Raw genomic sequence first — 16,674 nt, 5'->3', positions numbered from 1 at the left:
TCTCTACAAGGCAAAATTTAAAAAAAAAATGAAATGTATTTCCACAATGTGAAAATACAAAATTTGTTTAATTTTTATTTCTTATAAACCCATATCCAACAATTATACCCAAAACAACCATGAATATAATAGCCGGAAGAATATAATCAGGATTCTGCTTTTTATTTATTGTTTTAGAAACTTCATATGATTTTTCATCACCTGATCCATCCTCTCCAGATTCAGCATCACCATTACTTGCAAGAGAATTTTTAGAAACACCAACATCATAATTAAATCCATCAGTATTACTTAAAAACGAAGAAGTAACCTTACTACTCATATAAGTTTTATTAGATTTTCCATTATTTTTATTAATATTAGAATGATAATTCTTGTTAATATCAGTTTCATTTGATTTTTCATTGTTAATATTTGAAACAGGAGGAATTTTATCAGGTAAATTCTTAATATAATTCAATACATTAATTCCGACATTACCTGATTTTCCAGAAACAATCCTATCATAATCTGATTTAGTAATTGGTTTGGTGACTTCAAAATGCAATGTTGGTAAAGATACAATATTTTCAGACGAATAATCCCCTTTTACAAATCTCATCCATTCAGCATATTCATCAGCACCCTCTTTAAAAATCGGATAACCAAATCTTATGATTGTAGCAGTTCCAGTATTTGTTTTTGAATTCCATTTAATAATAATATTAGAATCAGCAGTCCATAATTTTCCGGCATTAACATCTTTATTAGAATAAGCCAAGTTATAATAATTACCCATACCTGGAGATACACCAAGCAATCTAGATAAAGTATCATCTTTACAATAAGTATAAGTTGAAACTAAAACATAATTTTCGTTTTCATCTAAAGGCATTTCATCAAATATTTTATCTGCCAACAATATTCCCGGAGAACTACCCGTACAAACATGATTATGGAATAACCAGCCAATTAATGCATCATAAGGAGGATCATATCTTAAAGCACGATCTTGAATATTGTATTGTTGCAAACATTCCTGAAATTGGCCATTAGTTGAATTATATTTTAAGCTATATGTAATTGATTTATAAATATCAGACGTATTTAACCAGTAAAATTCAACTATCAGATCTTTCCACAATGCCGTATGGACCGGTAATAAATTACCTCTGCTTAATCTAAGACCTAACACCTCTTCAATACCATCAAATAACATTGATGTTGAAGTGTCATTAATACGTACAAATCCGGCACCGGTTAAAGCATAGAAATTAAACATGTCTTTTTCTATTGTAATATTAATACTTTTAAAATAATCTATAGCTTTTAGAGAAGCCGTAACTCCCATCTGTTTTAACTGTGACCCAGACAAATGTGTGTAATTCATGTGTTCTATTTCGATTTGCGCATATGGTAAATTTAAACTATGGATATACTCTAAATCCAAACCTCGAGCAGAAACATTTTGTGCAGCCCATAATTGATTTCCTATTAACTGATTTTTCTGTTCTGATGTAAGATTCTTATAAGCAGCTTCAATAGTAACTAATGATTCTGGATTATTCATTAAAGTTGTAACCAACCAATTTTGATATTTTAAATCTTCAGCAACACTATTGTCTGGATTAACATTTGGATATAAGCTTTTGAATGTATTTTTTATTTTTGCTTCATCATAGGACATTATCACTAAAATTCCTGTATTTGATGAGGTATTCCATCTAATAAATCCATTCATATTTTTATTTTTCATTGTGTCAAAACCGATGTATGCCATTTTACCAGGAGTAACATCCATCGTCCATGTAAATGCATCATCATCAGAACCTCCTGGAACTCCTAAAACATAATATGCAGTATTTTCAAGAGGTTGAGCACCAGTTTCGCCACGTGGAGGGTAATATTTCATTAAAGTATTAACCATAGCCTGACCGCTGATTAAACCAGTACAAACATGCCCATGATATGCAGCTAAAGTTAATATATCTGAATATAATCCTGCATTCCATGCATTAGCTATACTTATATAAGTATAAGCTTCATCTGCACCTAATAAATCTTTTAATTGTTTCCATTTATTTGCATTTAATCCAACACCTCCAATTCCAGTATATATTGGAGTTGTAGAAGCGTTTTTATAGAATGCCACTGTTAATGAACTTCCATTTTTAACAAAAAATGCAAAATCGGTAGTATCTGTTCTTATTGAGGATAAAGTTAAAATATTGCCTTTTCCATAAGTTATATGCCCATTAGCAGCATTATAAATGCCATCTAATGCATCTTCTGTTGTAAAACCATTAATTCTTGTCATTCCTGCAGTAGTGATAACTAACACATCATCAGCTGATGAAAAATGAAGTAAGTTATCCGCAGATTTTGTAACATCATAACCGATTTTATAAATATCTCTAGCTTTTAGATTGAAAATAGCATTGGTGCCTGATTGAGAACTAACGGTTATATTTTGAATTTGAGTTATGTATCCTGAAGCAGAAACTGAAACAGAACATTTATCCCCATCATCCAATTTATCAATCTTAATTTTATACTTATTTGATGGAACTAGGTTTTTTGTATAATTTATATTATTACTATTATGAGATATTGATATTTCTGGATTAATATCCTCATCATATTCATAATTAATTTCTAAATCAATATCTGTTGAATTTTCAGCCGCCACAACATTGATAAATGTGAAAATCATCAAAACACCTATAATGAAAACAGCTTTTTTATTCATTTAAATTTCCCCCTTATTGAATTATTCCATTTTACAATCCCAATCATAAGGAATAATATCATTATCGATTGGATTGACTCTTCTTTCATCCACATCATTTATATCATATAATAAAGACGGCATGCCAATAACAACTGATATATCAACTCCAATATTTTTTGTTCCATGAAATATTCCTGGCGGAATATACACAATGCTTGGAGATTTATCCCCCATAAAAATTTCATTTATCAAACCGTAAGTTGGAGATTCTTTCCTAAAGTCATAAAGAACAATTTTAACCATTCCACTAACACAAAATAAATGATCTTCCTGTTTTGAATGAAGATGCCATCCTTTTATCATGCCAGGATAAGAATATGAAGCTATCATTTGTTTTATATTACTTGCTTTTAACTCCTCATCATTTAGTCTAATAAATTCACATAAAAATCCTCTTTCATCACTAAACATTTTAAGTTTTTTAATAACAACCCCCTCTATAAGTTTTTCACCATAAAATCCAGGTGTTTCTTGAACGCGAGGACCCTCTAATTTCTTAAAATCATTTATACTTTCAATTTTCATTTAATCATCTCCATACATCCACTCTAAAGGATCATTTCCATCTGGAAACATTGCTCCAAAAGTTTCAAATTTATTAATGTCTTCTATTGTACAGAAATGCATTCCTTTATCAGATTCCAACATCATCAAAGGTTTTACTTTATTTAAATCTAAAACACCATATTCCTCATCTAAGCAATCATCTTCAACTTCAAGATGAACCACTTCTCCAATTATTAACAGATAGGGAATCCCAATCGGATCCTCATCTTTGTAAATTTTTCTTAATTTACATTCCATTTTAGAATACGCGCCTTTAATGCCTGGAGCATTTATTTCTTTTGATGTTGTGGATTCTAAATTTGCTAAATCATATTCATCTACATCAAAAGCAACATGAGATGAAGTTGGTATAACCGTATCCACCATGTCAGTTGATATCATATTAATAACAAATTCACCAGTCTCTTCAATATTTACATATGTATCCCTCATCATTGCAGAAGCTATACAAACAAGATTTGTAGGTCTTAATATAGTCACTACACATGAATATGGAGCAATATTTCTGATTCCTTCTTTATTTGCTGTAGATATTAAGGTTACAGGCAAGGGAATCATATTTTCTCTTTTAAAATTTTTTAATTTCATAAATTCACCCTTTAAATACAAATATTCTTTTTAATTAATACACTTTAGAATATCATCTAATCCATCAATGAAAACACTTTCTAATGAATTTCCTTTGAGATTTGACATAGCTATATCTGAAGAATAATCAATAATGCCTAAAATATTAATATTAGAATCTAATTTACTTTTTAATATTTCTTCTATACTATCATCAATTTTATTTAAAATAGCGCCGAAATTCTTATTATTTTCAGAAGCCAATTTAAATGCTTTATTTGCTAATAATATTGCATCTTCAGAAGGGTCAACGATGATAATTATAAAATCAACACCCTCTAAAACACCTCTTCCAAAATGTTCAATGCCCGCTTCAGTATCAACTAAAATCCATTCATCCTCATTAATTACAATATGATTTAAAAAATCACGTGCGACAGCTCCCATTGGACATGCACATCCTTCCATTACATGTTCAATTTTACCAATCTCCAAAAATCCCAAATTCTCATTCCAAGATACATATTCCCCAGATAGACTATCTAATGACATTTCATCAAAAATATTAATTTGCTTATTCTCTTTTTGAATAATATCAATCAATTTACTTGTAATAACTTCTTTACCACCTAAATTGTCCATTAATGTCTCATTTGATTTTTTTACACCTAAAATTTTGTTTAATCCTAAATTCGATTCATCGCAATCCACCACTAAAATTTTATTTCCATTATTTTTTAGCTTTCGAGCAAGTAATGAAACAATAGTGCTTTTACCACTACCTCCCCGTCCGCCAATCAACACTTTCGGTATTGTAAAAACCCCCCATAATTTTTAAAACATGCTAATATAAACATGCCTCAAGTTACTATAAAAAGTAATAATAATATATAAGTTTGTTATTACTTTTTTTTATAAAAGCGGAGGAAAGTAATAATGCCAAGTTATGATTTACCCAATTAGTTAAAAAAGATAATAAAATTAATATTTTGTTCAATATAATAATTGTTATATTAAAAACGTATTATTTTATTTAACTTGATATTTAAAGTCGATCATCAAAATAACGATGACTAATCTATTACTTGAACAAAATAAGAAAAGTATTACCAATCAAATTCGTAATACTTGATAAAATCTGACATACACTACAATAAATATAGAATCACAGTTATATCAGAAGAATTCCCTGCACAGCAAGTATCTGAGAAATAAAAATTCCGACATTTAAATTTATTATTTTATTTGGCATATTTTAAATTTCCGATAAATTTGAGTTTAGTATTAAATGATGTTGCTAAGTTTGTATCTTCAAAAATTGAAGTATCTGAAATAAATGAAAGCAATTATATTTCTACAGAAAATATGCTCCCAAATAAAGGAGGAATTACAATAGCTAGCTCATTGCCTGATACAAAGTCTGTCAGAGAATATATGCCTAAAGACATATTAATTAATAACATACGTCCATACTTTAAAAAAATATGGTATTCTGATATGGAAGGTGGGTGTTCTAATGATATTTATGTTTTAAGATCTAATGAAAACTATGATTCTAAGTTCTTGTACTATGTTTTATCCTCAGATGATTTTTTCAATTATGTAATGGCAAATGCAAAAGGAACAAAGATGCCAAGAGGAGATAAAAAAGCTATTCAAAATTATACAGTACCTAATTTTTCAATTGATAAACAACAGAAAATATCTTCATTTTTAGGTGAAATTGACAGAAAAATCGAGATTAATAAAAAGTTAAACAAAAATTTAGAGGAACAAATTTTAAAAATTTTTGATAATTGGTTTTTTCAGTTTGATTTATCTGATGAATTTATTGAATCTACATTAGGATTAATACCAAAAGGTTGGGTTGTTGATTATTTGGGCAGTAAAAGATCATGCTTTATTATTGGTTCTGGAATTAATGAATTTAATAATTCTAAGATTTATATTGCTACTGCCGATGTAGACAACTCCATTATTACAAATGACGAAACATTAATAACCATTGAAAATAAACCTAGTAGAGCTAATATGCAACCAATTGAAAAAAGTATTTGGTTTGCAAAAATGATTGATTCACGGAAATTGATTATGGTTGATGATTACTGCCATGATTTATTGAATAATTACATTTTTTCTACTGGATTTTGTGGTTTAAAATGTTCTGATAATTATTTTTATTATCTTTGGACATTTTTATTATCTGACACATTTGATACACTTAAAAATAATTTTTGTACTGGAACAACAATGCAAGCGATTAATAATAAAGACACGAAACTAATCGAATTTGTTTTGCCAGACGATATCATTTTATCCAAATTCAATGCAATTGCAGAACCATTATTTAAAGAAATTTATTACAACAATTTAGAAATTAAAAAATTGCAGAAGTTAAGGGACATATTACTTCCAAAATTAATGTCTGGTGAAATTGATGTTTCAGAGGTAAATTGTGATTTGAAAATTATCTCACCTATTTTATATAAAAAGAGTGAAAATTTGATATTAAGGAGTGATAAAATGAAAACAAAAATAATATCAAAAATACAAAACCAAATGAAACCTTATTTAAATCAAGGTCAATATCTAAAATTGACAAATTCATTATTAAATTCTTTTAAAGATATTGAATTGATTGATAATAATAATGAAATGAATGAAACAGATAATTTCAAGTTATTGAAATTATTTTTATCAGCAAAGCAAGTAGAAGGTTGTTCTGATAAAACAATTGTTTATTATAAATCAACAATTGAAAAAATGTTGTTAAAGTTAAAAAAACAAGTTTATAACATTACAACTGATGATTTACGAAAATATCTTTTTGATCATAAATATGCCAAAAATTCATCAAAAACAACCATAGATAATATAAGACGAATATTCTCAAGTTTTTTTTCATGGTTAGAGGATGAGGATTACATACTTAAAAATCCTGTTAGAAGAATACACCGGGTGAAAACAGGGCGCGTTGTTAAAGAAGTATTGACCGATGAAAATTTAGAAGTTTTAAGAGACAACTGTGATGAAATAAGAGATCTTTCTATGGTAGAATTATTAATATCAACTGGAATACGGGTGGGGGAATTAGTAAATCTAAACATAAATGATGTTGACTTTTATGAAAGAGAATGTGTTGTTTTTGGTAAAGGTGAAAGTGAAAGAGTAGTATATTTCGATGCACGAACAAAAATACATTTAATGGAATATCTGCAAACAAGGACTGACACAAATCCTGCATTATTTGTTTCGCTAAATAAACCATTTAAACGGCTAGGAATAAATGGAGTAGAAACTAGATTAAGGGAACTTGGTAAAAAATGCAATATAAATAATGTTCATCCACATAAATTTAGACGAACAATGGCAACAAATGCCATTGATAAAGGAATGCCCATAGAACAAGTACAGAAATTACTAGGACATGTTCAAATTGACACAACAATGCAATATGCAATGGTTAATCAAAGTAATGTTAAACTTGCCCATCGGAAATTCATAGGATAAAATTAAAAAGATAATTAAATAGATTTATATTTTATTAAAAATAATATAACAGTGTTATTAAATCTATGGAATTAATCAATAATGATACCAAATTGATAAAAAAAAATTAGTGAATAGAAGATAATGCCTATTCTAAATCACAATTTACCTCTGAAACATCAATTTCACCAGACATTAATTTTGGAAGTAATGTGTCTCGTAACTTAATTAATTTAGTAATTTCTGATTTTATAGTTACACTTTTTTTAATTAAAGGAAAAATTAAATCATTATATTCATTTAAAATATATTTTGGAGGCACAATTAAATCAATTTTTTTCAAATGTGTTGGTCCAAAGTTTAATTGAACACTACCACTACCCATTGTTAAAAGATGATGATAAAAACCTCTTGAAGTTAAATATGAATAAATATAAGAATAATGATTAAATGAATGCATTGGACTAAATCTTATAATGCTTGTGTTTAAACATAATGGAAGGTGCTCTCTTCTAACAATTGCATATCTACCTAATGTTCCTGATGATGAAATAACGAGATCCCATTCTTCAAGCATGAAATGAGAATATTTTCCTTCAGCTTCTTCTTTTGAAATCATGTTGGCAGTATCTAAAATCAAATCATTATTTTGAATACATCTAATGTTCAAAAAATTAACACCATTTTCATCAACATACTGCCAATTTCTTATACCTGGACCTTCTTGAAACTTAATAAAATCTTTCAATGGTAAGACATTCCAACCGTTTGGAATTTTACCTAACTTAGTATTATGAAATTCCATTTTTTTAAAAGGTTCAAAATCTTCAAACCAATTTTTGTAAAAAATTTTTATAATACTCTCTAAATTTTTGTTTATTTTCTGGTTGATTTCTATTTTATCATCAATTGTAGATAATAAATTAACAACATTATTTTGAACTTTTAAAGAGGGAATATTGATTGGAAATTCTTTTATTATATTTGAATTTAAATTTTGTTGTGCAGCACCAGATGCTAAGTTCAATAATTTTTCATAATTGCTATAAAGATAATAATAAACAAATTTCGGATTTGCTAATGATTTATCAATAGTTAAATTACAACAAGCTTGATTTGTAGTGAGATCAACCATGTTCATTGCTACTTTTGCAGCAGTTGCTCCATACATTGCAACAATCACAGAATCTTTTTTAACCCATTTTGCAGCGCTATTTTCAAAACCTTCATTTGTAATATGTTTTTCAGTATCATAGATTCTATTAAAATTAACTTCTTTAGTATTCAACCAAGGAATGTCTCCACCATAATATTCTTCATTTGTACTTTTTGGTGTGCCCCCACTTGAAACATTGGAACATAATTCCCCAACAGTTGTAACATTCCATTCTAAACTCAAATTTAGAATATTAATTCAGAATATTCTTTACTAATTATAATTCTATACTAGACACATCTATTTCTCCAGACATTAGTTTAGGCAATAGTAAATTTCTAAGATTTATTAATTTTGTTATTTCTTTTTTATTTTTTAATATTTTTAAGAAAATTGGTTCTCCAATTTTGTTAAATTTTTTCATTGTTTTAGCATCCGGTAAAACAAAATCCATATGAGTTATTGATTTTCCAGCATGTAATATAGTTGTTCCAGTAGCAAAAGTTTCAATAATATTTTGAATTCTTTTTGATTTTACAAGACAATATAAAAATACTTTAGTTATATTATCATTTTTTATTACAAGTTTCCTCATACCTGTGGAATATGCACCCTTCAATCCTATTTTAACAATTCCTATTGTTGCATCTAAAGATAAAACAATATCTGTTGGTTCTAAAATTTTATTTTTTGAAAGATTTTTATCTATATACACCATATTATCTCTTGATCCTAAATTCCCTACACGTATAAATGGTATGCAATTATCTTCTTTTTCTTCGTGATAATTTTTACTTCCAGGTTCAATACCAGATACAAAATCAACATATTCATCTAGCATTTCAACTGTCCATATTTTAGGAATTTCACCAAAATTTTCATCAATTTTCATTCCAACAGTATTATCATAAATTTCAAAATTAATAAACCAACTTTTAAATATTTCACTCAAAGTTTTTTCAAAATTTTTGTTTATTTCTTCATTTATAGCAATTTTTTTATCAATAGTTCTTAGAATTCCAATTATTTTCTTTTGATTCTCCATATTAGGATAAATTATTGGAAATTTTTTAAAATCTTTAAGAATAATTCTTGGAATAACTGATCCTGATGTATAAGTAGTTTGAATATATCTTTTAATAGAATGATTTTCTAAATAATATTTTAAAAATTCTGGCAGTATCTTGTTTTTATTTGCCCTTATGATTGCTATAGACGATAAAAGAACCATAGGATATTCTTCTTTGTAAATAAAAATATTTGATAAAGGCGATCCATCTTTTGCAATTAAAATATCATCATTTTTAGGAGAACATCCAGATTTAACTAATTTATTATAATCCTCTTCAGATATTTTTCTACAATCAGAATAATTAAATTTATATGTTCCCATATCTTTAACAGAGGCCATATAATAACCTTTTACTTGTGAAGGTGGACTATGGTGGGAACCATCTGTTACTAATTCGCATAAATCAATTAAAGTATCTTCATTAAACTCTAAACTCAAATTTATCACATCATTTATTTTTTATAATTCATCATCAAAACAATTAATATCAAGTAATTCATCAAATTCCCTATCAAAATCCCATGTAATTTCTGGATTTTGTTTTTCTGCATCAAAAGAAATAAATAAAGCAAAATTGTAATTAAATTTCTTTTTTAAACAATTTAACTTTTGAATATCTCTTTTTTTATCATATTCTGAAGCATCTTTTTTAATTTCAATAACTAAATGATTAAAATCCTCAAGTCTTTTATGAACAATAATGTCTGGAAGAACATGATTGAAGTTATTACAAATTCCAGATATATTTTTAATATTATTTATATCACGATTGTACTCACAATCAACATCCAAATTTTCAAACTTCTTATCTAAATAACATGCAATCTTATGAGATATTGTTCTTTCATTAGCCCCTATATCTAAAAGAATAATATCATTTTCCATGAATTGATTTAATACTTCATTAATAATATCAATTGTTTTTTCTTTAGAATATTCTCTAGAACTCAAACCCAATTTCCCCTAAACTTTTCCTAATTTTTTCTTCAAGTTCATTGGATTCTTTAAACAGTTCATCCAATTCCTCAGTTAATGTTTTCATCTTTTCTTCAAATGGGATTCCATCATCTTCCTCAGGCTTAAATCCAACATAACGACCGGGAGTTAAAATAAAGTCATGTTTTTTAATTTCATCTAAATCACTTACTTTACAGAACCCCTTCTCATCTTCTAAAGTTCCTTCTTCAAATTTAGTAAATGTATCAGCAATTAATTCAATATCCTCCTCAGTTAATTCACGTAATTTGCGTGAAACCATTGTTCCCATTTCCCGTGCATCAATAAACAATGTTTTACCTTTTTGTTTCTTATCCCTATTTAAAAACCATAAGCATACTGGTATTCCTGTAGTATAGAACAATTGTGTTGGTAATGCAACAATACCTTCTACCAAATCATCTTCAACAATAGATTGTCTAATTTTCCCTTCACCAGAATTTGTAGAAGAAAGTGAACCATTAGCTAAAACAAGACCTATTTTTCCTCTTGGAGATAAATGATGAATCATGTGTTGCATCCATGCAAAATTTGCATTTCCTTTTGGTGGAATTCCATATTTCCACCTTAAATCATCTTGTAATTGTTCTTGTCCCCATTTTTTAAGATTGAATGGTGGATTCGCCATTACAAAATCTGCTTTTAATGTTTTATGTAAATCATTGAGAAATGTATCTTCTTGATGTCCTCCAAGGTCTGCTTCTAATCCTCGTATTGCCAAATTCATTCTTGCCATTTTCCAAGTAGTAGGATTTGATTCTTGTCCATATATAGAGATTTTTTTAATATTTCCGCTGTGATTTTCAATGAAATTTTTGGATTGGACAAACATTCCTCCAGAACCACAGCATGGATCATAAACCCTTCCATCATACGGCTTTAAAACTGATACTAATGTTTTTACAACACATGCTGGTGTGTAAAATTCTCCTGCCTTTTTACCTTCAGTTTCTGCAAACATACTTAAACAATATTCATAAGTACGTCCTAAAATATCTTTTTTATCTCCTTTATCAGACATCTGCACATTAGTGAATATATCAATGACCGCACCTAATTTCTTTTTATCTAATTCAGGTCTTGAAAAGTTTTTAGGTAAAATTCCTTTAAGAGATTTGTTATTATCTTCAATAGCTTTCATTGCATTATCTATTGTAAGGCCATTTTCTTCCGTGTTTGCTTTTTTAGCAATTTCTTCCCATCTTGCTTCAGATGGAACAAAAAATATGTTTTCTGAAGTATATTCATCAATGTCTTCCTCGAATCCTTTCCCTTCATCGACAAGTTCTTGATATTTTTCTTCAAATTTATCAGATAAATATTTTAAAAAAATTAAACCTAATACTACATGTTTGTATTCAGCAGCATCCATTGAACCTCTAAGTTCATCTGCTGCATCCCAAATTTGTTTTTCAAATCCTATTTCACTACTATTTTCTACCATTTAATCACCTATGCTGTTCCATCAACCCATAATTCACATTGTGCTATAACTTTTTCTAAAGCAAAATTCATATCCTCTGGAGGATAATCATATTTTTTAAGTAATCTTTTTACTGTTCTTCTCATATTCGCTCTTGCGGATTCTTTTTTCTGCCAGTCAATTGTCCGATTATTTCTTAAAGACTCAGTCAATTCTTGAGTAATTTTAACTAATGTTTCATCATCATAAAATTGATGAATGTTCTTTGGCAAAGCAATAGCATTATAAAAAGCTAATTCCTCTTCAGTTAACCCTAATTTCTCTCCCTCTAAATGTGCGTCATGTAAAAGTTTTGCAATATTAATCAACTCTTCAATGACTTCGTCATTTGTTATATGACCATTAATATAATTGTTCATAGTTTGTTTTAGCAATTCAGAAAATTCCTCTGATTTTACAATATTTGTAGTTTTATAACCACTAACTTGGTCATTAAGTAGTTTTTCTAAAAGAGAAATTATTAAATTTGATGATTCCATTGCACGTACTTTATCTAAAAATTCAGAATCAAATAAGGATACTTCATCACTAACATTAATTACATTAATTACTCCAGTACTTTTAATAGACTGATTAAGTAATTCAGTAATTTGTTTGTTGATTTGATTAAAGGATAATTTATTATCAGAAGATACTTTAACAATTACAGTCCTAACTGCTTCAAAAAATGCAACTTCAAATCTTTCTTTTTCATTTGCCCTACTTCTACACAAAGATAACCATTTTTTAAGAATCAATGCTTCTTTTAAAAATGAATCTTTAGTTTCCCCACGAGATAAATCTTCCATGAAATTTACTCCCTCAGAAATAACTTGTGATCTCTTTAAATTACTTTCACCAAAGAAGTTAGAGTAGTCAAAACCATGGAACAAATCCTGACAAATTTCTAATTTTTCTTGGAACTTTGGATAAGCAATTTTATCAACATCCATATCCCCATAATTTTTATTATCCCTTTCAGTATATTCACTCATGGCTTTTTTAAGTTCAGATGCTATTCCAATGTAATCAACGACAAGTCCACCTTCTTTCCCTTTAAATACCCTATTAACACGAGCAATTGCTTGCATTAAATTGTGACCTTTCATTGGTTTGTAGACATACATTGTCGCAAGTGACGGAACATCAAATCCAGTTAACCATTTATCTACTACAATAGCTATTTTCATTGGATCTTCATCATCTTTAAATTTGTTTTCAAGTTCTTTTCTATAAGATTTACCTCCAATGATATTATACCATTCTTCAGGATCTTTATTATAATCACTAACCACTACTTTTACTTTTTCCTCCCAATCTGGACGTAACTCTAATATTTTTTTATACATTTTTATTGCAATTGCTCTTGAATATGCAACAATCATTGCTTTACCTGTTAATTCAATAGCTCGATTATTTTCATAGTGTTGTACAATATCCTGACAAATATCCTCAATTATTTCAGGAGCTCCAAGTAACGATTCCATTTTACTTAATTCACGTTTACTTCGCTCAATATTATACTCTTCAGCTTGTTCACGTAGCTCCCAATATTTATCATCGATTTTTTGCAATATGGTTTCATCTAATTTAACCTCAGCAATACGGCTTTCATAACTTATCGGTACTGTTGCACCATCCTCAACTGATTGAGTCATGTCATAAATATCAATGTAATTTCCAAATACTTCCCTAGTGCTTTTATCAGCTTTTGATATAGGTGTGCCTGTAAAACCGATATATGTTGCATTTGGAAGAGCATTACGGATTCTTCTTGCAGCGCCAATTATCATTTCACCAGTTTTAGGATTTACTCTTTCTTCAAAACCATATTGGCTACGGTGTGCTTCATCAGAAATTACTATGACATCATCCCTCTCAGTTAAAGATTCATCATAATCATCAAATTTTTGCATTGTTGTGAAAAATATGCCATTAGCTTGTCTGTCTTTTAGCAATGCTTTTAAATCTTTCATACTTGATGCTTGTTTTGGAGTTTGTCTTAAAAAGTCACTACATTTACTAAATTGTAAAAATAATTGATCATCTAAGTCATTACGGTCAGTTATTACAACAAAAGTGGGGCTTTCAAGTCTTTGTTGGAGTTTATTTACATAAAATATCATCGATAAGCTTTTTCCACTTCCTTGAGTATGCCAAAATACACCTGCTTTATGATTACTTCCAATAGCTTTAATAGTAGATTCCACCGCTTTATTAACAGCAAAATATTGATGATAAGCACCTAAAATCTTAATTTTTTTAGTTGAATCATTTGAAAATGTAATAAAATTCTTTAAAATATCAATGAATCTATTTTTTTCAAATATCCCTTCAAAAAAAGTCGTGAAATCTGCCCATTGTGTTGTTTCATAACTTCCATCTGTTGTTTTCCATTCCATAAATCTGTCTTCATTTGCAGTTATTGTTCCTGCTTTTGATATTGATAAATCACTCATTACACAAAAAGCATTATAATTAAATAAATTTGGAATTACTTTCATGTATTTTTTTAATTGAGTATATGCTTCTGAAGTATCAGTATCATCACGAGAAGGTGATTTTAACTCACAAACTACTAAAGGAATCCCATTAATAAATACAACAACATCTGGAATTTTAGTTTCATTATCAACAACAGTCCATTGATTGATTATTGTAAATAAATTAGAATCTAAATTATCAAAATTAATAAGTTTAACATGAGTAGACTCTTCTTTATTATTTTTCCAATAATTTACATTTATACCATTTTGAAGAAAATTCATAAATTTATTGTTTTTCTCTTCTAAAGATCCAATACCAAAATCTTGAATAGCTTCAATAGCTTTATCAACAGCTTCTTCATCTAATGAAAAATTAATATCATATAAATTTTCCAAATCTGATTTGAATAAAGGAGTAGTATAATCTCTTTCAATATCTGGACCATAATAATGATTATATCCTAAATTCTGAAACAATTCAATTATTGATTGTTCGTAGGAATTTTCATTATACAAAATATAACCAGCTCCATTTAATATTACAAGTTAAAAACAATATTGTTTTTAATAATAATTTTATAACAACTAATATTTATATTAAATTAATTAATATTAGCTAATTTTTCAAATAAAGAGTCTGTAAAATTTTATAGAATTATTTGATTTTTTATGTGTTTTTAAGACCAATTTTTCATTTAATAGTCTAAAAATGTCAAAAATCCATTTTTAGTTTTGTATAATTTTTATTTATTCTGGATTGATTTGTCTGTAGTAATTTTCTACTTTATTTGATGTTTTTGGTACTGTCTAGAATTTCACTTAATTATTTTAAATAATCAGATACGAAGGCGAAACTCTTCATAATAAATAATATCACATCTATGATTATTATTTTGAATTCTTGTTGAATCTTGAAAAGATAAGACTCTTCCTAAAAAATTAGCCTATTCAATAATTAATCGTTTGACTTGTAAAAGATAATCTTATCTTCACAAATAATCATGAATCAATGAAAAATAGTGGAAAAAAGAATTATAATAATTCTTTTCTTAAATCAATTGTGTCTTTTAAATCAGGCCCAGTAGAAATGATAGTTACCGGCACACCAGTTTCAGTTTGTATATCTTCAATGAAAGCTTTGGTTTCAGCGGACAATTCGCCGTAATCCTGTACACGAGCACAGTCAAATAATCTGTCAACACAAGTTAAAGCGATTTGAGTTGCACCGTTGATTCTGCAAGATTCCTTTGCAAGCTCCATATCAAAGTAACCAATTCTCCTACGTCTTCCAGTTACAACACCGTATTCCTCCAAACCTTTACTTTCTGCCTCTTTTTGAGTCATTTCGGTTGGGAATGGTCCTTCTCCAACACGGGAAATATAGGCTTTAAATACGTCAATGACCTCATCCACTTTAGTTGGTCCAACACCGACATCAGCGGCAAATGTGGATGCTGTAGTATCTTTACTGGTTACAAATGGATAGGTTCCATAGTAAAGGGATAGAGCGAAACCCTGTGAACCTTCGATAAATACCTCTTCACCATTGTCAATAGCTTCATTTATTTCAAGAGACACATCAGTAATGTATTCTTCAAGTTCCGGAACTTCACGGGCAAGGCCAATTGTTCTTAGAACCCTATCTGAGTTTGCAGGCCCGCAACCTGAACCAGTGCTTCCAATTTTTTTAGATAAATGTTTAGATGACTTATCCCTGTTCATGTGATCTTCGGTAATGATTGCACATCGAGGGTCTATACACATCCTTTCTTCAACACCATACTTTTTCAAGTTTTCAAATTCATCATATAATACATCAGGATTAACTAAAACTCCAGCACCAATCATAAGTTTAGCATCTGTATGTACAAAACCAGATGGGGTGAGCCTTAAACCATATTTTTCTCCGTTAAATTCAACAGAGTGTCCTGCATTTGGTCCAACACCTGCACGAGCAATAATATTAGGTTTATCATTGTCACAAAGGTAAGTGATGCATTTTCCTTTACCTTCATCCCCCCATGCTCCACCAACTAAAATACTACAAGTCATATAATAACTCCTTAATCATTAATAATTTGAAGATGATAAAAATCTTCATAACACTAA

The 16,674-nt window shown here is 28.5% G+C and carries 11 protein-coding genes; 1 reads left to right on the top strand and 10 read right to left on the bottom strand.

The window, feature by feature from the left end; translation table 11 throughout:
* Window positions 1–67 precede the first annotated feature (67 nt).
* The 4 genes from Q9969_RS00750 to Q9969_RS00735 are packed head-to-tail and all read right to left on the bottom strand — an operon-like array spanning window position 68 to window position 4,708.
* On the bottom strand, window positions 68–2,728 hold the full coding sequence (locus Q9969_RS00750) for an FmdE family protein (protein WP_305553352.1): 2,661 nt from the start codon (window positions 2,726–2,728) through the stop codon (window positions 68–70).
* A gap of 21 nt (window positions 2,729–2,749) precedes the next feature.
* Complete coding sequence (locus Q9969_RS00745) at window positions 2,750–3,295, bottom strand: dTDP-4-dehydrorhamnose 3,5-epimerase family protein (RefSeq protein WP_305553349.1); 546 nt, start codon at window positions 3,293–3,295, stop codon at window positions 2,750–2,752.
* Window positions 3,296–3,925 carry a flavin reductase family protein gene (locus Q9969_RS00740; RefSeq protein WP_305553346.1) on the bottom strand — a complete coding sequence of 210 codons (630 nt, stop codon included), beginning with the start codon at window positions 3,923–3,925 and terminating at the stop codon, window positions 3,296–3,298.
* 30 nt (window positions 3,926–3,955) lie between these two features.
* Window positions 3,956–4,708 (bottom strand): AAA family ATPase, encoded by a 753-nt coding sequence (locus tag Q9969_RS00735; protein ID WP_305553342.1) that lies wholly within the window; start codon window positions 4,706–4,708, stop codon window positions 3,956–3,958.
* A gap of 468 nt (window positions 4,709–5,176) precedes the next feature.
* Between Q9969_RS00735 and xerA the strand changes: the two genes are divergently transcribed.
* Window positions 5,177–7,414: a site-specific tyrosine recombinase/integron integrase gene (gene xerA / locus Q9969_RS00730; protein ID WP_305553339.1), complete on the top strand. Its 2,238-nt coding sequence runs from the start codon at window positions 5,177–5,179 to the stop codon at window positions 7,412–7,414.
* 127 nt (window positions 7,415–7,541) lie between these two features.
* Here xerA and Q9969_RS00725 read toward each other — a convergent pair whose 3' ends face one another.
* The 6 genes from Q9969_RS00725 to Q9969_RS00700 form a co-directional block, all read right to left on the bottom strand.
* The gene (locus tag Q9969_RS00725; protein ID WP_305553336.1) at window positions 7,542–8,792 is read right to left on the bottom strand and encodes a restriction endonuclease subunit S; all 1,251 of its coding nucleotides are present in this window, start codon (window positions 8,790–8,792) and stop codon (window positions 7,542–7,544) included.
* Window positions 8,793–8,826: 34 nt separating this feature from the next.
* Window positions 8,827–10,059, bottom strand: coding sequence for a restriction endonuclease subunit S (locus Q9969_RS00720; protein ID WP_305553333.1), 1,233 nt, complete (start codon window positions 10,057–10,059; stop codon window positions 8,827–8,829).
* A 21-nt stretch (window positions 10,060–10,080) separates the two neighbouring features.
* Window positions 10,081–10,572 (bottom strand): hypothetical protein, encoded by a 492-nt coding sequence (locus Q9969_RS00715; protein ID WP_305553331.1) that lies wholly within the window; start codon window positions 10,570–10,572, stop codon window positions 10,081–10,083.
* Window positions 10,562–12,061 carry a class I SAM-dependent DNA methyltransferase gene (locus tag Q9969_RS00710; protein WP_305553329.1) on the bottom strand — a complete coding sequence of 500 codons (1,500 nt, stop codon included), beginning with the start codon at window positions 12,059–12,061 and terminating at the stop codon, window positions 10,562–10,564. Before Q9969_RS00710 ends, Q9969_RS00715 begins: the two co-directional genes overlap by 11 nt.
* An 8-nt stretch (window positions 12,062–12,069) precedes the next feature.
* Complete coding sequence (locus Q9969_RS00705; RefSeq protein ID WP_305553327.1) at window positions 12,070–15,081, bottom strand: type I restriction endonuclease subunit R; 3,012 nt, start codon at window positions 15,079–15,081, stop codon at window positions 12,070–12,072.
* Window positions 15,082–15,597: 516 nt separating this feature from the next.
* Window positions 15,598–16,617 carry an adenylosuccinate synthetase gene (locus Q9969_RS00700; RefSeq protein WP_305513796.1) on the bottom strand — a complete coding sequence of 340 codons (1,020 nt, stop codon included), beginning with the start codon at window positions 16,615–16,617 and terminating at the stop codon, window positions 15,598–15,600.
* Window positions 16,618–16,674 lie beyond the last annotated feature (57 nt).

Origin of the sequence: Methanobrevibacter sp. V74, assembly GCF_963082495.1 — an archaeon.
GTDB lineage: Archaea > Methanobacteriota > Methanobacteria > Methanobacteriales > Methanobacteriaceae > Methanocatella.
This window is presented reverse-complemented; position numbering and strand designations above follow the sequence as displayed.

Excerpts from the sequence above, each read along its gene's own strand:
- Q9969_RS00700 (WP_305513796.1), bottom strand. The coding sequence starts at position 16,617 with ATGACTTGTAGTATTTTAGTTGGTGGAGCATGGGGGGATGAAGGTAAA.
- Q9969_RS00710 (WP_305553329.1), bottom strand. The coding sequence starts at position 12,061 with ATGGTAGAAAATAGTAGTGAAATAGGATTTGAAAAACAAATTTGGGAT.
- Q9969_RS00740 (WP_305553346.1), bottom strand. The coding sequence starts at position 3,925 with ATGAAATTAAAAAATTTTAAAAGAGAAAATATGATTCCCTTGCCTGTA.
- Q9969_RS00745 (WP_305553349.1), bottom strand. The coding sequence starts at position 3,295 with ATGAAAATTGAAAGTATAAATGATTTTAAGAAATTAGAGGGTCCTCGC.
- Q9969_RS00750 (WP_305553352.1), bottom strand. The coding sequence starts at position 2,728 with ATGAATAAAAAAGCTGTTTTCATTATAGGTGTTTTGATGATTTTCACA.